General features: G+C 38.5%; 18 protein-coding genes. 6 read left to right on the forward strand and 12 right to left on the reverse strand.

Going from position 1 to position 22,813, the window contains the following annotated elements; all coding sequences use genetic code 11:
- Positions 1–645 precede the first annotated feature (645 nt).
- Entirely contained in the window at positions 646–1,206 is a 561-nt protein-coding gene (locus ACFINA_RS00070; protein WP_375606198.1) for an SH3 domain-containing protein, read from the forward strand.
- Between the two features lie 46 nt (positions 1,207–1,252).
- On the opposite strand, the gene irrA is transcribed toward ACFINA_RS00070, so the two are convergent.
- Entirely contained in the window at positions 1,253–1,765 is a 513-nt protein-coding gene (irrA, locus tag ACFINA_RS00075) for an iron response transcriptional regulator IrrA (RefSeq protein ID WP_375606197.1), read from the reverse strand.
- Between the two features lie 232 nt (positions 1,766–1,997).
- Here irrA and fabA point away from each other — a divergent pair, with 232 nt between their 5' ends.
- Genes fabA through fabI form a run of 3 tightly spaced genes read left to right on the forward strand, consistent with a single transcriptional unit; the run spans position 1,998 to position 4,652 of the window.
- Positions 1,998–2,507 (forward strand): 3-hydroxyacyl-[acyl-carrier-protein] dehydratase FabA, encoded by a 510-nt coding sequence (gene fabA, locus ACFINA_RS00080; protein WP_375606196.1) that lies wholly within the window; start codon positions 1,998–2,000, stop codon positions 2,505–2,507.
- Positions 2,508–2,564: 57 nt separating this feature from the next.
- A complete protein-coding gene (gene fabB, locus ACFINA_RS00085) occupies positions 2,565–3,785 on the forward strand; it encodes a beta-ketoacyl-ACP synthase I (RefSeq protein ID WP_375606195.1) in 1,221 nt (406 codons plus the stop codon).
- A gap of 48 nt (positions 3,786–3,833) precedes the next feature.
- On the forward strand, positions 3,834–4,652 hold the full coding sequence (fabI, locus tag ACFINA_RS00090) for an enoyl-ACP reductase FabI (protein ID WP_375606194.1): 819 nt from the start codon (positions 3,834–3,836) through the stop codon (positions 4,650–4,652).
- A 1,930-nt stretch (positions 4,653–6,582) separates the two neighbouring features.
- Here fabI and gpsA read toward each other — a convergent pair.
- The 11 genes from gpsA to acnA form a co-directional block, all read right to left on the reverse strand.
- A complete protein-coding gene (gene gpsA / locus ACFINA_RS00095) occupies positions 6,583–7,590 on the reverse strand; it encodes an NAD(P)H-dependent glycerol-3-phosphate dehydrogenase (protein WP_375606193.1) in 1,008 nt (335 codons plus the stop codon).
- 400 nt (positions 7,591–7,990) lie between these two features.
- A complete protein-coding gene (gene cyoD / locus ACFINA_RS00100; protein WP_375614898.1) occupies positions 7,991–8,902 on the reverse strand; it encodes a cytochrome o ubiquinol oxidase subunit IV in 912 nt (303 codons plus the stop codon).
- Positions 8,902–9,570: a cytochrome (ubi)quinol oxidase subunit III gene (locus ACFINA_RS00105; RefSeq protein ID WP_375606191.1), complete on the reverse strand. Its 669-nt coding sequence runs from the start codon at positions 9,568–9,570 to the stop codon at positions 8,902–8,904. The genes cyoD and ACFINA_RS00105 overlap by 1 nt, the downstream gene beginning before the upstream one ends.
- The gene (cyoB, locus tag ACFINA_RS00110) at positions 9,567–11,585 is read right to left on the reverse strand and encodes a cytochrome o ubiquinol oxidase subunit I (RefSeq protein WP_375607850.1); all 2,019 of its coding nucleotides are present in this window, start codon (positions 11,583–11,585) and stop codon (positions 9,567–9,569) included. Before cyoB ends, ACFINA_RS00105 begins: the two co-directional genes overlap by 4 nt.
- 84 nt (positions 11,586–11,669) lie before the next feature.
- A complete protein-coding gene (gene cyoA, locus ACFINA_RS00115) occupies positions 11,670–12,641 on the reverse strand; it encodes a ubiquinol oxidase subunit II (RefSeq protein ID WP_375606229.1) in 972 nt (323 codons plus the stop codon).
- 131 nt (positions 12,642–12,772) lie between these two features.
- Positions 12,773–13,225 (reverse strand): type II 3-dehydroquinate dehydratase, encoded by a 453-nt coding sequence (gene aroQ, locus ACFINA_RS00120; RefSeq protein WP_375608945.1) that lies wholly within the window; start codon positions 13,223–13,225, stop codon positions 12,773–12,775.
- Positions 13,226–13,280: 55 nt separating this feature from the next.
- On the reverse strand, positions 13,281–14,414 hold the full coding sequence (gene recF, locus ACFINA_RS00125) for a DNA replication/repair protein RecF (protein ID WP_375607852.1): 1,134 nt from the start codon (positions 14,412–14,414) through the stop codon (positions 13,281–13,283).
- 20 nt (positions 14,415–14,434) lie between these two features.
- Positions 14,435–15,556, reverse strand: a complete 1,122-nt coding sequence (gene dnaN / locus ACFINA_RS00130) for a DNA polymerase III subunit beta (protein WP_375608947.1) — start codon at positions 15,554–15,556, stop codon at positions 14,435–14,437.
- Between the two features lie 188 nt (positions 15,557–15,744).
- Positions 15,745–17,316, reverse strand: a complete 1,572-nt coding sequence (gene dnaA, locus ACFINA_RS00135; RefSeq protein WP_375614899.1) for a chromosomal replication initiator protein DnaA — start codon at positions 17,314–17,316, stop codon at positions 15,745–15,747.
- A gap of 701 nt (positions 17,317–18,017) precedes the next feature.
- Positions 18,018–18,284 carry a 30S ribosomal protein S20 gene (gene rpsT, locus ACFINA_RS00140; protein ID WP_273790272.1) on the reverse strand — a complete coding sequence of 89 codons (267 nt, stop codon included), beginning with the start codon at positions 18,282–18,284 and terminating at the stop codon, positions 18,018–18,020.
- 237 nt (positions 18,285–18,521) lie between these two features.
- Positions 18,522–21,209, reverse strand: a complete 2,688-nt coding sequence (acnA, locus tag ACFINA_RS00145) for an aconitate hydratase AcnA (protein ID WP_375614900.1) — start codon at positions 21,207–21,209, stop codon at positions 18,522–18,524.
- A 297-nt stretch (positions 21,210–21,506) separates the two neighbouring features.
- On the opposite strand from acnA, the gene ccmA reads away from it, so the two are divergent.
- Positions 21,507–22,118, forward strand: a complete 612-nt coding sequence (gene ccmA / locus ACFINA_RS00150; protein ID WP_375606185.1) for a heme ABC exporter ATP-binding protein CcmA — start codon at positions 21,507–21,509, stop codon at positions 22,116–22,118.
- A gap of 20 nt (positions 22,119–22,138) precedes the next feature.
- Entirely contained in the window at positions 22,139–22,804 is a 666-nt protein-coding gene (gene ccmB / locus ACFINA_RS00155; RefSeq protein ID WP_375606184.1) for a heme exporter protein CcmB, read from the forward strand.
- Positions 22,805–22,813 lie beyond the last annotated feature (9 nt).

The raw sequence follows: 22,813 nt of genomic DNA on the forward strand, positions 1-22,813 counted from the left end.
TTTAAGAAAAAACAAAAAGGCTTCTTATGAACACCATAAATAATAGGAACTGCATAACATTGAAAGCTGGTAAATAGAACGATGGAGCCAGCTTATCTACCATACGAATAAGCATTATCATGGCATAAAATTATAATGTAGCAAATTTTATAAAGTGGATTATCACGAAAAAGTATCCTGTTAGCCCTTCATATATCAATCTACTCTACAATGCTGCTCATATTTTTACGCTTAACTGTTTTTATTTACCGTATTATTTTGTTCATTCAAAACTCTTTTCAAGCCACACAATAATCCCTTTACTGAACAGCTCTTTGTTCATAATATGCATACATGCACTTTTACTTCGAGAAACAAACTTAGAAAAGAGATGCAATACTTTAGCCCTAATTTCCTGTACACTTTACTGTTTTATCACGCGCACAGCTACATAAAAATCCAATGTTTATTTATATCTACCCCCTCATAAACAAGATAAGCACTAAGAAATACAAACCTTTTGTTTTCCTTATTTTGATATTTTTGTAGCAATTTTTTCATCGTTTAGATCTCTTTAACGAGCAGTGTGTCATACTTTTTATCAGTTTCCAGTCTTATCTTTCAGATTTTAAATTTCCAATATATGATGAAATAAAGGAGTTCGGTGTGCAAAGTTCTCGTTGGTTTCGCGTTTCAATACTCGCATCATGTATCTTAATAGCAACAGTCATTGTATTAGTTTCACCTCATTTGTTGCATGCACAAACATTTAATCAAAATTTAGGGCCCAGTGGTTTACCACTTCCGCGATTTGCTTCGATTAAACCTACCCGTGTTAATGTACGCGTCGGACCAGGAAGCAACTATTCTATCATTTTTACCTACCAAAAGAAGGGGTTACCTATTGAAATCATCCAAGAATATGATCAATGGCGCAAAATTCGTGATGCAGAAGGCGATGAGGGGTGGGTGTATCAATCGCTTTTATCGGGAAAGCGAACTGCTATAACTATTCCATGGCAAAAAGATAAAACAAAAAGGCTGATGCTACGAAAAAAACCCACCGACAACGCAGAACTTGTGGCGGAAGTAGAACCTAACGTCATTGGTAATATCCGCCAATGTGATGGACAATGGTGCGAACTAAACATTAATAATACACGCGGATGGCTTCAACAACCCCAGTTATGGGGAATCTATCCTGATGAAAAAGTAAAAGGCTGGTGAATGCTCAAACTCAACAAGTTTAATTTTTATTCCTCATTGAATATCCTCACTGCCTATCACAAGATTGATTTTTTGGTTTCAATCGCACGATTAAATCAACATGTGAAATTTCCATACCTTCTGGTGGCTTAGGCAAATTTCTAATAATGGGAGCTTCTTCCAAATTATAAGGAATATCAAGAATACGATTTTCGCCTTCTATATAAAAATGGTAGTGATCAGAGGTATTGGTATCAAACCAAGTTTTTGAGCCTTCTACGGCAATAATCCGTAATAATCCCGCTTCCGTAAATTGATGAAGTGTATTATAAACCGTTGCTAAAGACACAGGTACACCTGCCCTCACCGCTTCCTCATAGAGCTCTTCAGCAGTAATATGACGATTTCCTTGAGAAAAAATCATATGTGCAAGTTCCAACCGCTGACGTGTTGGACGCAGACCATTTTGACGCAAACGTTTTTCTAACATAGAAATGGAATAATATTGCACAACTTTTCTACACTCTTTTGTGGACTGTTGCTCTTCATTCATATCTAAATTGTCTGCACTCACTGACATATTACAAACTCAAATATATTCCTGCTAAATAAGATCAAAATACAAAAAAATGGGAATAGTATGGTGTAATCTTGTATTCCATTTTTAAATAATTACCTATGTAGAATACATAAAAAAAGGCTTTTGTCATTAAAAATGATATAAAACCATTTCCCTCTCTTTAAAATTTGCTCTAAAAGTAGGTTGGGAAAAGCGCAGAAATTAAAGATATATGCAAATAAATGGAGTAACAATGGCTGAACAAAAGTCTCGCTACACGTATGAAGAGCTTCTAAGCTGCGCTCGCGGCGAAATGTTTGGTAGAGGTAATGCGCAATTGCCAGCACCGCCAATGTTGATGATTCATCGAATCACTCAAATTAGTGAAACTGGAGGTAAATACGATAAAGGAATGGTTCGCGCCGAATTTGACATTACACCAGACATGTGGTTCTTTAATTGTCACTTTATAGGCGATCCCGTTATGCCAGGATGTCTCGGACTGGATGGTATGTGGCAATTAACAGGTTTTTTTCTTGGTTGGCTAAACGAACCAGGAAAAGGGAGAGCGATATCAACAGGTGAAGTAAAGTTATCAGGGATGGTAACTCCACAAACCAAAATTCTTGAATATGAAATAGATTTTAAGCGTATTCGACGTGGAAATTTAGTCTTAGGAATAGCTGATGGGTGGCTAAAAGCAGATGGAGAGACTATTTATAAGGCAAACGATTTACGCGTTGCTTTATTCAAAGAAGATTGAACATTGTTTCCGTCAGAAAAAACTTTTCACTATTCTGTATGGAACGAGGAGGTATGAATGCGTCGAGTTGTTGTAACCGGAATGGGAATTGTCTCCGCAATTGGAAATAATCCTGGAGCTGTTTTAACTAGTTTACGTGAAGCAAAATCCGGAATTTCTTACGCACCTCAATATGCTGAATTAGGCTTTCGTAGCAGAGTTTATGGCAAACCTGATATTAATATAGAAGAACTCGTAGATCGACGTGCTCTCCGTTTTCATGGGCGTGGAACAGCATGGAATCACATCGCTATGGATCAAGCAATTGCTGATGCAGGTCTAGAACCGCATGAAGTATCGAACGAACACACGGGTATTATTATGGGTTCTGGAGGTGCTTCAACACATTCAATCGTAGAAGCTGCTGACATTACACGCCAAAAAGGTCCAAAACGTATTGGACCTTTTGTTGTCCCTAAAGCGATGAGTTCTACAGCATCTGCAACATTAGCAACTTTCTTTAAAATAAAAGGGATCAATTATTCAATCTCTTCAGCTTGTGCTACCTCCAATCATTGTATTGGTAATGCTTACGAAATAATTCAATATGGTAAACAGAAGCGCATCTTTGCTGGTGGCTGCGAAGATTTGGATTGGACACTCTCTGTTTTATTCGATGCCATGGGCGCTATGTCCAGCAGATATAATGACACCCCTCACAAAGCTTCACGCGCTTATGATGTTAATCGTGATGGTTTTGTCATTGCTGGAGGAGCTGGCGTTTTAGTTCTTGAAGATTTAGAACTTGCTAAAGCACGTGGTGCAAAAATCTACGGAGAAATCGTTGGATACGGTGCAACATCCGATGGACATGATATGGTTGCCCCATCAGGAGAGGGAGCAGAACGATGCATGCGCATGGCCCTTGCAACAGTCAATAATAAAATTGATTATATCAATCCCCATGCGACAGCAACTCCTGTTGGTGACCCTCCTGAGATAAAAGCTATCCGTCGTGTCTTTGGAGCTGGTGATCAATGCCCTCCTATTTCCGCTACCAAATCTCTAACAGGACATTCCCTGGGAGCAGCAGGTGTTCACGAAGCAATCTATACATTGTTAATGATGAATCATAATTTTATTTGTGAAAGTGCCCATATTGAAGAACTTGATCCAGCTTTTGCTGATATGCCTATCGTTCGTGAACGACGTGATCATCAACAACTGAATACCGTATTGTCAAATACTTTTGGCTTTGGCGGTACCAATGCAACGCTTGTTTTCCAACGTTATGTATAAACAAAAGTTCTTAGTAATTGAAAAAAGTACGGTCTTACGGAGAATAATATGAAAGGTTTGATGGAGGGCAAACGCGGCCTTATTATGGGAATTGCGAATGACCATTCAATTGCTTGGGGCATTGCCTGTCAGCTCGCACAAGCAGGAGCTGAATTAGCGTTGACTTATCAAGGAAATGCTTTTGGAAAACGTGTTCATCCCCTAGCAGATAAACTTGGCTGCAAATTAGTGCTAGAGTGTGACGTTGAGAAAAGTGAAAATATTGATTACGTCTTTGAGCAACTTGAAAAAGAATGGAAAACAATTGATTTTATTGTCCATGCCATTGGTTTTTCAGATAAAAATCAGCTAAAAGGGCGTTACGTTGATGTCACAACACGTGAAAACTTTCAACGCACGATGGTTATTTCAGCTTATTCCTTTACTGAAATTGCCCAGCGCGCGGGTAAACTTATGCCCAATGGAGGAACACTTTTAACTCTTACCTATGGTGCTTCACAGCAAGTTGTGCCTAATTATAACATCATGGGTGTTGCTAAAGCAGCTTTAGAAGCTATGGTGCGTTATTTAGCAGCGGACTTTGGTCCTCAAAATATCCGCGTCAATGCAATTTCCGCTGGTCCTGTTAGAACCTTAGCAGGTAATGGTATTGCAGCTGCACGGGCAATATTTTCACATCAACGCCGTAATGCCCCATTACGTCGTACCGTGAATATTCATGAAATTGGAAAATCTGCTCTTTATCTACTCTCTGATTTATCATCAGGCGTTACAGGTGAAATCCATTATGTTGATTCAGGCTATAACATCATGTCTATGCCAATACTTGAAGAACTAAAAAAAAGTGACGATTCCCAAGAAGGATAATTTTTATTTCATTGCACTAAAAAATAAAATCAATCATGTACATAGTGCTTTAGTCGGGTATTGAGTACGTTCTCAGCTATATAAAGTGTATTGACTTATAATAATATGACGTAAGGCATATGTGCAAATGTTTGTAAGAATAAGTGAACACAAAACCAGATGTACTATGCCTTGTTTCGCAAAATATTTTATAAAAGTCGGAATATTTCTTCAATCCATGGTTGATAAAGTGTGTATTTTATGACGTTATTTACCTTACTAAAGCATACGCTTTTGCCATTGTTTATAAATCAATATCCAACCCTCATGCCACCCCAGTTTGAAACAGAGATTAGAGAATTATTAAAACCCTTAGTTTCAGCTTTTGTATAGCAAATTGAAAAAAATATTCCTACCGTTTGATTTATTCTTGAAACGCAAATACAATCTAATTTAGGAAGAATATGAAGGCGTAAAGAAATCAATCATTAATCTTACTATTATTCTTTAATGAGACTTTACGATTTTAAAAGCATCTACATCAATGTTTTTTTAATAATGGAGGTTACGCTTTACCTCACACCTTTATTTTTCTCATTCTTTAATGAAAGCATTTCTCTAATGTATCAGTTAAAATAGAACGCCTAAAAATACTATAGCTGTTGCTCTTTCATGCATTTTTTTTAAAGATATCTCTCAATGCACGCCATTCCATTTCACAATGGTACCTGTAAAACATATAAAAATCCCTGTGAAGTACATAAAATCCTTTTTTCACCACCATTTTAATGTTTATACAGATGACAAACTGACACTGTCATTTTACTTGCCATGTTCTAATGTTGAAACAACCCTTGACACTTGAGATGATTCATTAGAAGTATTTTTAATAATTTTTATCCACATACTAACCCGCTTGTGACAAGAAAACGCATATTTTTAATTAACTCAATACAAAAATAAAATGAATTATTCATATAAATCAATTTTTTATCTTTATAATCACATTATTTTTCAGCTTAAATGACAGCCACAAACAAGTACAATAATATTTTTTTAGACTTTCAAAGTTATAATTCCAAAAATCATTTCTTGCATATAAAAAACAAAATTGACATGTGAGAGAATAAAAGGCTTAAATATCTCTACTGAACAGCTTCAAGTGCCAAGAGCTGTCTCAACATTGGGAGGTGTAATGATGCTCGTCTTCCTCCTTCATAAACGTAAAGATGGGGATGCGCACAATAGCTTTATCGTTACACTATTCACGGTCACCGTCGCAAATTGGACTTGGGAATTTTAAGAGAGGTCTCTTTAAAACAAGCACGTGAGTATGCAACAGCAATCGTGTTTTTTTGGCGTTCTATTTTACCTGATACATCAGAGAAATGCTTTCATTAGAAAATGAGAAAATAAAAGTGTGAGATAATCTCCATTATTTAAAAGATATTGCTTTAAGATAGCATAAAACTGAATTTAAAAATGATTGTAGAAATGGGAACTGATTTTCAGCTTTAAAATTTCATCTTCTTCCCAAATTAGATTGTCTTCTTGTTTTAAAAAATTACAAAAACAGAGATTCATAATATCCCTTCCCCAATATTCTTAGCTTATACGTTACATAAATAAGATGCTTCTACCTAATGAGTCTTGTATTATTCTGTTTGCAAATATCATTGTGAGATGAATTTAAGAGACAATAAAAGTATCTTGTTCATTACATTACATAAACATGTGTAAGTGGAAACGATAATTTATCTTAAAAGAGATAGCTCTTAGACAAAAGCAAAAACTTTTATATTTCAGCCATGTTTCATAAAGAATCGAATGATATGAATCTATAATTTGCTGGAATATGACTGCCTTATACAACCATTAATACAATCTATTTTATATGTCTATCATAGCATGTTTCTATTTTTTACGATTGGAATTATTAATAAACAGGATATCATTGTATTTCGTCCTTGAGGGCGCGGCCTAGTAATGTGTTTGCCGCTTCAGTTATGTTTTTACCACAATAGAGAATTTGATAAATTTGTTCTACAATGGGCATTTCTACCCCAATACGCTGCGCCAACGTATGTACTTCCTTGGTATTTAAGTATCCTTCCACAACCTGACCAATTTGTTTTTCTGCTTCTTTTATATCTATTCCTTTACCAAGAAGTATTCCAAAACGGCGATTACGCGACTGATTATCAGTACATGTCAAAACCAGATCACCTAAGCCTGTCATTCCCATAAATGTGGCAAGCTCAGCACCCATAGCCCCCCCTAAACGACTGATTTCAGCTAGTCCTCGTGTGATAAGAGCTATTCGTGCATTTGCCCCAAAACCTATGCCATCTGATATTCCTGCACCAATAGCAATAACATTTTTGACTGCCCCCCCTAATTGAACACCAATCATATCTGAACTTTTATAAACTCTAAAACTTTTGTCACAATGAAAAAGTTGCTGCAATTCTTTACCAAACTCAACATCAGAAGCTGCTATCGTCATTGCAGTAGGCCAACCAATAGCTAGTTCTTGAGCAAAAGTTGGTCCAGAAAAAACAGCTAAAGGAATTTTTTCACCTAAAATCTCACGAGCAACCTCTTGTAAGAAACGTCCAGTCCCATGTTCTAAACCTTTTGTAGCCCAAATAACGCGTGAATGCTGATCTAAATAAGGCTGAATATTATACAAGACTTGATGAAATACATGGCTTGGAACAGCGATTAATATATTGTGACTTGCCGTTATTGCAATTTCAAGGGAAGCTTCAAGTAATAAATTTTCAGGAAATTGAATATCGGGTAAATATACTTGATTACAACGTTGTTCCTGTAATTCTTTGATATGTTGAGGACTATATCCCCAAAGTAAAACATTATGACCATTACGGGCAAGAGCTATCGCTAATGCAGTACCAAAAGAACCAGCACCTATAACTGTCATTGCAACGGTTTTCATTAAATTTTCTAATTATTCTCTAAATTTTTGATTTCAATTGCATATTATTATTACAAATAATTTTAATGCTATCTTTAATATAAATTCTTTAAATCTAAAAATATTACTGCTTCATAGCTTTTTTATCTCACACAATATAAAAACTTGTTGCGCACATTCTCTTTCTTTGTAGTAAAATTTTACAAACATCACTTTTTGTATATTCTACAGATAGCTATTTGTCTCAAAAATTAAAGATTGACTAAATACCCCACAGACTTTCTCTTTTAAATTAAAAGTATATTCAAAATAATAATACTCATTCCACTGATATCTTGTACTTATCTCCTGCTTTATATCCTACGAATTTCTTCTACGGAGCTGATACATGCCGCATCATCTCCGTAGATATTTCTAACAACTACTCCACAGGAAACTGCTGCGTATTTTGATCTTGCCCCATGGGCATTTCTGAACCAGGTGCTTGATCTACAGGAGTTTGCGTACTTAGACCCTGCCCCATGGGCATTTCTGAACCAGGTGCTTGATCTACAGGAGTTTGCGTACCTAGACCCTGCCCCATGGGCATTTCTGAACCAGGTGCTTGATCTACAGGAGTTTGCGTACCTAGACCCTGCCCCGTGGGCATTTCTGAACCAGGTGCTTGATCTACAGGAGTTTGCGTACTTAGACCCTGCCCCGTGGGCATTTCTGAACCAGGTGCTTGATCTACAGGAGTTTGCGTACTTAGACCCTGCCCCATGGGCATTTCTGAACCAGGTGCTTGATCTACAGGAGTTTGCGTACTTAGACCCTGCCCCATGGGCATTTCTGAACCAGGTGCTTGATCTACAGAAGTTTGCGTACTTACACCTTGCTCCATCGAAACCTTTGAGCCCTGTATCTTTTCTGGCTGTTTTCTTACGGATATATCTTTGTTTGATAACGGCTCAGATACTGAAGAACCATCTCTACTTGATATTTCCGGTTCAATAACACGTCCTGAGCCACCCATCATATTATAATTCAAATGAGAAATAGCCCACCATGTACCCCCAATAATAATAAAAACACAAATAGCAGCAAACCATAACGCATTTAAATTCCACTTGGCATCTGGACCAGAACTCAAGTGTAAAAAGAAAACAATTTGTACTACAATCTGAATAATCGCCATCCCAATAAGATATGCAACTTTTGTACTGACTGCCCAACTTTCCATCATTCCATACATCACAGGAATAAAAGAACCCAAGGTGAAAAATACAGCCAGAATAAAACCGACCAAATAGGAACCAGTACTGGGACCATGTGTTTCATTTTGCATGCTCATCACAACGCTCCTAATAGATAAACCATGGTGAAAACACCAACCCATACAATATCAAGTAAATGCCAAAAAATGGAAAGGCACGCTAAACGTGTTTTATTATCCTGATCCAAACCATTACGACGAAGATGACAAAACATCACGACCATCCAAAGAAGACCAACACTCACGTGAAGACCATGGGTGCCAACCAAAGCAAAAAATGCTGACCAATAAGCAGAAAGTATCTCCCGTCCAAAAAGCTGTAAACCTGTTGCAGGATCAATACCCGCATAAGCATTTGGATCGAAATAAAAAACCTCACTCAAAAGTTCATGAAATTCGTAAAGTTCCATACCAATGAAGCAACACCCCAATACAAAGGTAATAGCCATCCATAAACGCACACCACTGATGTTATTTTTATGTGCTTGTACCATTGCAAAGCCATAAGTGACGGATGAAAACAACAAGAAAGCAGTCTCAACCAAAACAAACTTTAAATCTATAAACTCACTGCCCGCTTTACCACCACCATAAGAAGCAGAAAAAACAGCAAAACTTGAAAACAGTGTCGAAAACAGGATTAAGTCTGAAAGAATATAAACCCAAAAACCAAACGTCATTACCGAGCTACTATCGTGGTGAAGTTCATCTATAGTACTCGCGTTATTCATTGTTACAGCACTCATACTGTCACTCCTTGTTCTTTAAGAACAGCCGTAAAGGCATCTTCAGTTTTTTGCACTTCTTCAGCTGGAATATAGTAACCATGATGATCACCTGTTAATGAATGACACACAAGCGTTGCAATAAAACCAATCAGTCCAACAGCAGCAAGCCACCAAATATGCCAAACAAGTGCAAAACCAACAACTAATAAGAAGAATCCCGCAATAATTCCAGCCGATGTATTCGACGGCATATGAATTTTTGTGAATCCACTTGTCGGACGTTGATAACCACTTTTCTTCATATTCCAATAAGCATCATCAGACTGTATCTTTGGAAGGAGGGCAAAATTGTAGGCAGGAGGCGGTGAAGAGGTAAACCATTCAAGTGTACGTGCATCACCCCAAGAATCATTCAACGTTACCGGTAGGTGACCTTTATGCTTAATACCATACCAAATCGCCAAAACAACCTGTAACACAAAACAAAGGATACCAAGCAAGATAATAAAAGCACCTAGAGCAGCAATAATAAACATCGGCTGCCAACTAGGTTCCATGTAATGCTGGAGACGACGTGTTGCACCCATTAAACCAAGCGCATAAACAGGGAAAAACGCAAGGTAAAAACCAATAAACCAACACCAGAAAGATGCAATACCTAGTATGCGATTTGGTTTATAACCAAAAGCTTTTGGAAACCAAAAAGCAAGCCCTGCTAAATAAGCGAAAACCACACCTCCAATAATTGTATGATGGAAATGCGCTATCAAAAAGAGCGAATTATGAAACTGCCAATCTGCAGGAACAATAGATAATAAAACACCAGTTAACCCACCACCAACAAACGTAAAGATCATTCCCATGCACCAAAGCATTGGAGGCTCAAAGCGAATCCGACCTTTATACATCGTGAGCAGCCAATTAAAGACTTTTACACCTGTTGGAACTGCGATGATCATCGTAGCAATACTAAAGAAGGTATTTACAGCTTCACCACCACCCATTGTAAAGAAATGATGTCCCCAAACAAGAAGCGAAAGAATCAAAATAACCACCATGGCCCATATCATGGAAGTATAACCAAAGAGGCGTTTTGAAGAAAAAGTTGAGACAACTTCAGACACAATGCCAAAAGCAGGAACAACCAAAACATACACTTCAGGGTGACCAAAAACCCAAACATAATTAATCCACACCATTGGATTTCCACCACCAACGTTAGTAAAGAAATTCATGTTCAAATAACGATCACATGCCAAGAGCGCAAAAGCAACAGTTAAGACAGGATAAATAACTACAATAAGAACATTACTGACAAAAGCGCTCCAACAAAAAATAGGCATTTTCATCATTGTCATTCCAGGAGCACGCATTTTAATCATCGTTGCAATAAAATTCACTGATCCCATTGTTGTTGCAATACCAGAAAGCTGAAGAGACCATAAATAATAATCTACCCCTGTATCTGGACTCGTTTGTAATTCTGTAAAAGGTGGATACATCAACCAACCACCACGACCAAAATTACCAACACCTAGGGATATATTAATCAAAATCGCCCCAGCTGCCGTAATCCAAAAACCCAGATTATTTGCAAAGGGAAAAGCAACATCACGCGCACCAATTTGAAGCGGTATAAGATAATTAAAAAGACCAAATAAAATAGGCGTAGCCATGAAAAAAATCATGATCGTACCATGCGCCGAAAAAATTTGATCAAAATGCTCAGGAGGTAAATAACCTGCTGTTTCACTCCCAAGAGCTAAAGCTTGATGCGTTCGCATCATAAGTGCATCCGCAAAACCGCGAACAAGCATAATAATTCCAAGAACTATATACATTATGCCTATGCGCTTATGGTCAACAGTTGTAATCCAATTTCGCCATAAAATTCCCCACCACCCAAGCGCTGTCAGAGCAACGACAGCAATTAAACCAACCAAAACAATCGCAATACATGTATACAAAACGATCGGTTCATGTGCAAGCGCATGAAAAGCACCTGCCGTAGGATCTGTAAGTCTTCCAAACATTTCTCAACCCATTTCAAATGAAATTTAAGTTTAAAAGAAACCTTATATTAAAAATATTAAAAGGGCTCTTTCTCTATTGACCCTTTAAATAACATCAGGATCAAATACTGAACACAGTGCACCCCATAGCGTCTGAGCAGCAGCACGTTTCATTAAATCTTCATTACACACCGTATTTTCATCGACACATCGATTAACAACACGATAGTAAAGCCGCTTCTCAACAGGTGCAAAATAACGAACTTCAGCATCTTTTTCCTTCGCAGCAATATCACCCATACGAGGCGCAATAGAAAGTTGACGATAAGATGTACGATCAAGTACTCGACCATTAGCCCGAGCTTTTACAATCCAATCCTCAAAATCCCGCGAAGACACAGAATGCCACTTAAACCGCATACCCGAAAAACCATCACCACTGTAATTTGCTGAGGTCCCTTTGAATACCCCTTGTTCTTCAGCGACCAAATGCAACTTAGCATTCATCTGCGGCATAGCGTAAAGAACCGTACCCAATTTGGGAACCCAAAAGGCATTGACAGAATTCTCTGACGTCAATTGCAATAAAACTTGACGTCCTTCAGGCGCGTAAATTTCATTAATCGATGCAACACCATATTCAGGATAAATAAAAAGCCACTTCCAATCAAGAGCTACAGCATCAATCTGCAATGGCTTTCCTTCACCCACCACCTCTACTGGAAGGGGATTTGTAGGCTCAAGCTTATAGGTATAATAAGTTGTTAATGAACCTAAAACCATTATGATTACAATGGGAATACTCCACATCAACGCTTCAATTTTATTTGAATGCGCCCAATCAGGAGAATAGTCCGCTTTCACATTCGATGCACGATATTTTATAGCTAAAAATACCACACTCACCATTACTGGAATGACAACGCAAAGCATAACAGCCACACAAACAACAATCAAAATTAACTGTTGACGTGCAACATAACCTGATGGCTGTATAACATCAATTTTACAACCAGACAAAAGCAGTGCTCCCCCTAAAATCACAAGCATCTCTAATTGTCTAACAAAGCTTTTCATCTTCATTTACCCCCGTCATACGCACTAAAAATTGTCATAATATAACACCTTAATATTGTACAGATTTGAAAATAATTATCAAGTGAATTCAATGCCAATACTACTCTTATCCAACGTTTGCTCTTTACCTATCACAATTTAATTATTTTGCTTAATTGTTTTGCAATATACTCAAGTGCAAACCGATATCCATCACCTCCACACCCGGTTATGATAGCGTCTACACCTGCAGATGTATAAGAATGGTGACGAAAAGCTTCACGCTGATAAATATGAGATAAATGAACTTCTACTTTCGGCCCTGAAAACATTTTTAGGGCATCGAGAAGTGCAACAGATGTATGACTGTAAGCCGCTGGGTTAATGATCAATCCAGAACTTGCCTCTATTGCTTCTTGTATCCATGCTACTAATTGCCCTTCACAGTTACTTTGATAAAAATTTATTATGATATCATTTTTTTTTGCCCATTCTCTGCATCTTTTTTCAATACCTTCTAGAGTTTCAGTTCCATAAATTCCTGGCTCACGTTGACCTAGAAAATTTAAATTAGGACCATTTAAAATCGTTATTATCTCTGACATAGCAAGCCTTTTCTTTCAGAGTCATCACTTATTAGAAAGATATTTAGCATGTTTTTTACAGCAATAAAGCTCCATTCTTAATCTCAAAAAATTCTGCGCGTCCTTTTAAGGCATCAAATAAAACACGATCTGTTCCTGTCATGAATGTTTGCACAGCTAAATCATCAAGAATATCAAATAAAGCAGCACGTCGATGCGAATCAAGATGAGCAGCCATTTCATCAAGAAGAAGAATGGGAGCCCTTTCCGACATCATACCTGTTAGACGTGCATGACATAAAACTAAACCTGTCAGCAGCGCTTTTTGTTCACCTGTTGAACAAGATGTTGCTGCTATATTCTTATCAGCATAAAAAACCTGCAAATCTGCACGATGTGGTCCTTCTAACGTCCGACCAGCAGCACGATCCATTGCGCGATTATGCCGTAATTGATCACAAAATTGTTCTTCAACTTCAGTTGCTGATATTTCACTAAGAGCTGTTTCTAAAAAACCATCAATTTGCAAAAAAGCTCGTGGAAAAGGTATATGAGACGGCATTTGTGTAAACATGTCATTTAAAAGCCGAATAACATCAACACGCGCCGCAGAAATAGCTGTCGCCAATTCTGCCATTTGCTTTTCTAAAGCATCAAACCAAGCACAATCTTCATTTCCATCCAAAAATAAGCGATTACGTGCACGCATAGCTCTATCATAATCGGCTATGCGACGCCTATGCAAGGGATCAATCGCTAAAACCATACGATCCAAAAAACTACGGCGCTCAAGTGAAGGACCTGTAAAAAGACCATCCATGGACGGTGTTAGGACACTAATATGACAATAATCTGTTAGGCAATCACCTGGTTCATTCACACCATTAATATGGACCTTTCGACTGTTATCGCTAACCTCCAAAGCTGTACCAATCTTTACTTCACCATAAAGAGCACATTCAAGACGTGCAAATACAACGAATCCTTCACCTCCGCCCTCTACAAAGCTAACATCAGAATAAGCAGCACGTCGCAAACCACGACCAGGAGAAAGAAAAGATAACGCCTCTAAAAGATTCGTCTTACCAGCACCGTTATGGCCAGTAAAAACCACATGCTGACCCGAAAAATGAATATTAAAAAAAGAATAATTGCGATAACGTAAAAGCTTCAGCTGCCTCACTGCCACTTTGTGCACACGACTCGCCATGCATTGCAAAACAATTGCCCCTAAACGCGAATAGGCATCAGCACATAGAGCACATCTGCATCATCATTATCACGAATCAGAGCCGGTGCTCCAGCCTCAGCCAACATAAAAACCATCTCATTGCTTGAAAGCTGCCCAGCGATATCCAAAAGATAACGTGAATTAAACCCTATCTCAAGCGGTTCAGATGTGTAAGTTACTGATAATTGATCTTCTGCACTGCCCGAATCAGGACTATTAACGATAAGCTTTAACTGTCCATGCTCAATCGTTAACTTAACTGCACGCCCCCGATCACTTGAAATCGTTGAAACACGATCAACTGCAGAAGAAAAACCCTGCCTATTAACAATTAATTCTTTATCATTTCCAAGAGGGATGACGCGCTGATAATCTGGAAATGTTCCATCAATTAACTTTGATGTAAAAATAACAGAACCCACAGAAAAACGAATCTTTGTCTCTGAAAGCTCTATACATACATCACCATCATTTTCTTCTGAAAGAAGTTTCTGCAACTCTCCTACAGTTTTACGGGGAACAATAACACCGGGCATTCCCTCAACTCCTGAAGGAGCTTCCATCTCAACTTGTGCCAAACGATGACCATCCGTTGCAACCAAACGCAGTTTCAAAACACCATCATTAACAACATGGAAGTAAATACCATTAAGATAATAACGGGTTTCTTCAGTAGAAATAGCAAATTGTGTACAATCAAGTAAACGCCTTAACCCTGATGCCGATAGAGAAAAGCGATAACCAAACTGCCCAGGAAGTGACTCTGGAAAATCTACCTTCGGAAGACATTGAAGCTGAAAATGTGCACAACCCGAAACAACAGATATTGTACTTGCTTGATTTTCATCAACGGATAATACAACTTCACTGCCATCACTCAGTTTCCGAATAATATCATAAAGCAAATGTGCTGGAACAGTTATTGCTCCAGCTTGTTCAACATTTACCGTAAAAGATTCTGTAACCTCTAAATCAATATCTGTTGCCTTTAACTGCACACGACCATTTTCTGCATCAATCAGCACATTCGATAAAATAGGAACAGTATTACGGCGCTCTACCACACGATGAACACGACCTAGAGACTTGAGAAATTGACTGCGATCAACTGTAATGCGCATAAAAGCCTCGTATGATTTACCAAAAACTATAAGAATTCTTTAGAATTAAAACGACAGATCCTCTTTAAAGAATCGCCTAATAGAGTTTATTAAACCTCTCTTAAAATGACAAGCCACTACTGCATAAGAAAAAACAAATCCTTTTATTAAATCCTTTAAAGTTTCTCCAAAGAAAGAAACGATAAACATTATACAGCCTGTTCTCCAATCAACCGCTTAAGCAATTCAAGTTCCTTAGCTAAGGTCTGATCACCACAAACCAAATCTTCAATTTTACGCACAGCGTGTAAAACTGTTGTATGATCACGCCCACCAAAACGGCGTCCAATTTCTGGTAATGAGCGAGGAGTTAATACTTTTGCTAAATACATCGCAACTTGCCGTGGCTTCACAACCGTACGTGTTCGGCGATTAGACAACAAGTCCTGTTTAGAAACATTATAATGGCGCGCTACCGTACGCTGAATTTCTTCAATCCGAATTCGCTTAGGTTCTCCAGGACGTGTCAAGTGACCTAATAACTCATCAATCCGTTCTAAAGATAAATTAGACTCAAAAGATTGACGAAATAACAACTGATTAAATGCTCCTTCAATATCACGTCCCGACCCTAAAACCGTTTTGGCAATATATTCCAAGATATCATCAGAGATTGATATCATGCCATCATCTTGTTGTGCCACCTTTAACCGCTGGCGCAACATTTGTAAACGCATTTCATAATCTGGTGCTTCAATTTCAAGTGCGACTCCTCCTTGAAGACGAGATCGAACGCGAAGATCAAGCGATTCTAATTCTGCTGGTGGACGATCTGCAGCGACAACAACTTGTTTTGCACTATCAAGCAACATATTAAGCAAATGGCAAAACTCATGTTGTATCGACTTTCCCTGCAAAAACTGCATATCATCAATAATCAAAAGGTCGATATCGCGAAGCTGTTCTTTAAAAGAAAGAGCATCATTATCACGAATAGCTGTTGCAAAACGCCACATAAAGTATTCAGCAGTTAAATAAATAACACGTGCAGATGTTAAACGCTTCAATGCAGAAGCCGCAATCGCTTGAAGCAAATGTGTTTTTCCCAAACCAACAGATGCGTGAATAAAAAGAGGATTAAAACGCAAAGCGCTTTTATGCCCCTCCGCAATTGAACGTGCAGCCGCTAAAGCAACACGATTAGAAGCCCCCTCAACAAAACTTTCAAAAGTATAGCGAGAATCAAGTGGAGATCCAAAAACCCCCGTTTGAGAATTCTTAACTGAATGCTCTGCACAACTCTCAACAAAAGATGAAGCCGCCTGCTCCTCTAGCACAACAGGAGGAACACTTCTTTTACAAACGACATCTCTTGAAACGCGTTCCATACCACGAACAATAACTTCAACACGAATAATTGCTGAATTCTCTTGTTTCCATAAATGAGTCAAAAGAGAACCATAGTGATTATTAATCCATGAACGTAAAAAAGCAGTAGGAACAGAAAGCTTTACAAGAGTATGACTATATTCAGCAAGCTTCACACGTCCAAACCAACTGGTATAAGCCTCAACACCAACCTGCACCTTTAACTGCGCCATAACACGGACAAAAGCCGCCGCACTTTCCTCCTCTGAAACAATAGAATGCCCTATAGAAGCATTTCTACAAACGTTCTCATCACTTTCCGTCATCCTATTCTTTATTATGTTCTCTGCCGACAGGATATTTACCGAAACCCTTTTAAAGGAACTAGCTTTAGAGTTCAATTTATCCACCATCTTCCATCCTGATAAAAATAAAATTTTGTCCTGCCAAACAACTAAAATAAATCTAGCGAAGGCAAAACGCCCTACCCCAAATAAGATTACTCACCCTCCCCTAGGATAGCCTCATCACAACCCCACTAACAAAGATGACCAATAAGATTTATTTGCACTCATGATATGACCCACCCTTCTAAAATGGTAAACATATCCATTAAGAAAACTAAAAAACCGCCAGAAACCTCTCCAACACAAAAGTTTCGAAAAACCTAAATCAAAACATCTTGTATTCAACAAAATACAGAATAATGCGCTGATGTGACCCCTTCATGCTTCTTAGTCTTCATAAGAACCATACAAAACAGCAGAGGTAAAATGCAAGAGGTCAAAATAAAATCAAAAAACCCGAAAAAAATGCTTATATTAATGAGGACTGAAAAAAATATTGATTCAATTCATTTTTTTTCTCTAAATTTACCAATAATTAAAGAATCTCTTCAGATTTAAAAAAAAAAATAAAATGCTTGACAAAAAAGACTCTGTACAAATCCACAAAGCTTGTGGATAACCATACCTCCCCCTATAAACTTTCTCTCCTTTTTCAAGTGGAGAATCATTATCGATTCTTATTTTCAATAGAAACCTTTTGAAATAATAAACAAAAAGCCAGCACCCTCATGGATACTGGCTTTGTTCTCAATTAAAGGAAAAAAAGCTTAAACGCTGAGAGCCTTCAAGCGTTTAGCTAAACGTGATACTTTCCTCGCAGCAGCATTTTTATGAAAAACCCCTTTAGAAACTGCACGCATAATTTCAGGCTCAAAATTCTTAAATGCAATCTCTGCAGATGCTTTATCGCCACCCGCTAAAGCATCATCAAACTTACGTATAAAAGTACGAACGCGTGAACGGCGGGCCTTATTAACCTGTGTGCGCGCCGCAACCTTGCGCACCGCTTTTCGAGCAGAAGGTGTATTCGCCATAAATATAATCTCTCTTTCAACACCTTGGTAAAATGAGTCCTAATAACAACTCTACCAATATAAATAAATCCAACCCAAGCAAAACTATAAAGCTGCCTATAACTGTGTGGCTTATAGCGCAATCCCAAAGCTAACGTCAATTAGATTTTCAAAGATAGTCATAAAAAAACGAAGCTAAACTCTTTGATCCGCAACTTTATAGCTTAATAATAGATATTTCTTAACAAACAAAAGAATTTAAACGGCTAACTTACGTAAGACATATTGCAAAATTCCACCATGATGCAAATAATCTAGCTCATCTTCAGTATCAACACGGCACAATAATGGAACGGTTTTTACCGTACCATCAGAAAAAGTAATTTTCGCTACAGTCTTTTGACGAGGTTTCAAGTTATGAATCCCTTCAATTGTCACCTTTTCATCTCCCTTTAAGCCTAAAGATTTCCAACTTAGCCCCTCCTCAAAGACAAAAGGGACAATGCCCATACCAACAAGATTAGAGCGATGTATCCTTTCAAAAGACTGCACAATCACTGCTTTGACACCAAGAAGATTGGTCCCTTTGGCAGCCCAATCGCGTGATGATCCATTGCCATATTCAATACCTGCAAAAACAACGAGCGGAACACCTTCTTGTTTATACGCCATTGCTGCATCGTAAATGGTTTGTTCTACCGCTGACGGATAATGAACCGTATAACCTCCTTCTCGACCATTTTCCCCTAACATGAAATTACGAATGCGAATATTGGCAAAGGTCCCACGCACCATAACTTCATGATTCCCACGACGCGTTCCATACTGATTAAAATCAGCCACTTTAACACCATGATCCATTAAATATTTCCCAGCAGGAGAAGCTGCCTTAATAGAACCAGCAGGAGAAATATGATCCGTCGTGATTTTATCACCAAATAAACCTAAAATCTGTGCATCCTTAATATCTGGTAAGACATCAGGAGCTTTCTGCATAGCATCGAAATAAGGTGGATTGCGTACATAGGTGGATTGCTCATCCCAAGAATAGGTAGAACCTGTAGGAATCCGAACTTTTTGCCAATTTTCATCTCCCTTAAAGACATCTGCATACTTTTCAGCAAAAACTTTACGCGTAACATTTTCTTCGATAAATTCCTGTATTTCTTGAGAAGTTGGCCAAATATCTCTTAAGTAAATCGGTTGACCATCTGAATCTTCACCAAGAGGTTCCTTGGTTAAATCTTTACACACTGTCCCAATGAGCGCATGTGCAACAACTAACGGTGGTGAAGCTAAATAATTCGCTTGCACATCAGGAGAAACGCGCCCTTCAAAATTACGATTTCCTGAAAGAACCGCAGCTGCAATGATACCATTGTCATTAATCGTTTTGGAAATAGCTGGATGCAAAGGGCCAGAATTTCCAATACATGTTGTGCACCCAAATCCTACTAAGTTAAATCCTAACGCATCTAAATCTTTTTGCAGACCTGAATTTTGAAGGTAGGCTTCAACGACTTGTGAACCAGGTGCAAGAGAAGTTTTTACCCATGGTTTACTTTTGAGACCTTTTGCTACAGCATTTCGTGCCAAAAGACCTGCTGCAATGAGAACACTTGGATTTGATGTATTCGTACAAGAAGTAATCGCAGCAATCACCACATCACCGTGACTCAGCGTATATTCTTCACCTTCGACCTGATAGCGCTCACCTTGTCCAGAAGTTTTTTTATAGTCTTCGACCAATGCCTTCTCAAAACCCTGCCCAACATTTTCCAATGCAATACGTCCTTCAGGACGTTTAGGACCAGCCATAGAAGGGACAACGGTTCCCATATCTAATTCAATTGTATCACTAAAAATGGGATGAGCCACCATTTCATCATGCCACATCCCTTGTGCTTTGGTATAAGCCTCCACTAAGGCAATCCGATCTTCATCACGCCCTGTCATATTGAGATAACGCACTGTCTCCTTATCAATTGGGAAAAAACCACACGTTGCTCCATATTCAGGAGCCATATTCCCAATCGTTGCCCGATCAGCAAGCGTCATATGCTCCAAACCAGGACCAAAAAACTCAACAAATTTACCAACAACACCCTTTTGGCGTAACACTTGGGTCACCGTCAACACGAGATCGGTGGCGGTTACACCTTCTTTAAGTTTCCCTGTTAGACGAAAACCAATCACTTCAGGTAACAACATAGAAACAGGTTGGCCTAACATTGCTGCTTCTGCTTCAATACCACCAACCCCCCAACCTAAGACCCCTAAACCATTTACCATAGTCGTATGCGAATCAGTTCCCACACAGGTGTCAGGATAAACCGTCTCACATCCCTCTTCCTTCTTCGTCCACACGCATTGTGCTAAATATTCTAGGTTAACCTGATGACAAATCCCTGTTCCTGGAGGAACAACACGAAAATTTTGAAAAGCTTGCTGCCCCCATTTAAGGAAACGATAGCGCTCACCATTGCGATCATATTCATGCTCAACGTTTTCCTTAAAAGCCATGGAATTGCCAAAAGCATCAACAATAACTGAGTGATCAATGACGAGATCAACGGGAATGAGAGGATTGATTTTTTCAGCGTTACCGCCAAGTTTAACCATAGCATCACGCATTGCAGAAAGATCAACAACTGCTGGAACACCTGTAAAATCCTGCATAAGAACACGTGCAGGACGGTAGGCAATTTCTGCCCCGGCACTTCCTTTGTCACTTAACCACTTAGCAACATTGAGGATATCCTCTTTTTTAACCGTGCGACCATCTTCAAATCGCAATAAATTTTCGAGAATAACTTTCATCGAAAACGGTAAACGAGAAACACCTTCAAGTCCGTTCTTCTCCGCTTCGATCAAGCTATAATAAGTATATTCTTTGCCACCAACATTTAATACTCTGCGACAATTAAAGCTATCAATTTGAGTCATGACTGTCCACCCTCATACTATAACCACCCAATTTCCAGGAATGAACAACACAAACTACGAGTCAAGGTCGCAGCTTGAGCGCAGACGCAATTACCTCCGCTATCCATTTCCCCCTCCACCCGCTCATAGGCAAATGCGGAAATCAGCGCCAGAAACCATTTTACACCAGATATTGATGTAAGGTACCCCTTATAGAACTATTTCTAGAACTATTCTAGGTACAATTGCATAAAAAATGTGTTTTTTATTCTATAATGCACTAAAGAATATGAAAATAAAAACAAAATAGGCAATCACATGGTGTTATCAGGCAAAGATCTAGCTGCTTACAGAAACGAGGAAATTCTGTTTCAAGGTCTTTCTTTTTGTTTATTTTCACAGCAACTTATGACAATCACCGGTCCTAATGGTATCGGAAAGTCTACATTACTCCGAATCATTGTCGGTCTTCTTGAAGCTGCTGAAGGTCATATAATCCTTAAAGACCATAATCAAACATACCCTGTTGCAACTGCCTGTCATTACCTTGGTCCTCAAAACGCTATGAAACCTCTTTTATCTGTCATTGATAATTTGCAATTTTGGGCAGAATTTTATGGTCAACATTTACGCTTTGTGCATGAAGCCCTTGCCGATATTGGTCTTTCTGATCTTGAACATTTACCCTTTAACACTCTGTCAACTGGACAACAAAGACGTGTCGCTATTGCCCGTCTTTTACTCTCCTATCGTCCTATTTGGATTTTGGATGAACCAATATCTGGTCTCGATAACCATGCTCAGAAACTCCTTGCCCGTATTTTCCAGCGTCATCTCAATCAAGGTGGTATGATTATCGCCGCGACTCATAATTCCCTAGGTATTCCAGAAAACCATACCATCGCTCTGGAAAAATTTTTACCTCTCTAGGAGAGAATAAAGAGAATAAAATGAAAGCACTGTTCTGGCGTGATCTTAAACTATTATTAGCGCTACAAGCTACTTCACTAACAGGATTATTGTTTTTCATCGCTGTTGTTGTCATAACCCCCTTTGCCATTGGACCAGATCCCAAAACTCTTGCACAAATAGGACCGGGTATATTGTGGTTTGGAGCCCTTCTTGCAGGGCTCCTCAATCTGAACAAACTTTTCCAAATCGATCGCGATGATGGTAATCTCGACCAATTTATCCTTTCAGAACAAAGACAAAGTTTTACACTAATTGTCTTTACCAAATGTCTTGCCCATTGGGTAGGAACAATGCTTCCTCTTATTTTTGCTACACCTATTTTAGCCCTCATGCTTCATTTAGATGTAGTAATAACTTTTACAACAATACTTACCCTTTTATGCGGAACACCAGCTATTATTTTTATTGGTGCTATAGGCGCTGCACTCGCAACCTCATTGTTGCACAGTACTTTGCTTATTTTTATCATTATCTTGCCGTGGATCATTCCAATTATGATTTTTGGTGTTTCCGCTGCTACAGCCCCAATAAACCCAAATACCTCTTTTCTCACTTCCCTAGCTCTTCTCAGCGCTTTTTCACTTCTTTTGAGTCTCTTTAGCTCTTTTGTTGCTGCGATAACGCTTAAACTTTTATCAGAATAATAAAAGTTG

Source organism: Bartonella sp. AC10YNML (genome assembly GCF_042196825.1).
GTDB lineage: Bacteria > Pseudomonadota > Alphaproteobacteria > Rhizobiales > Rhizobiaceae > Bartonella.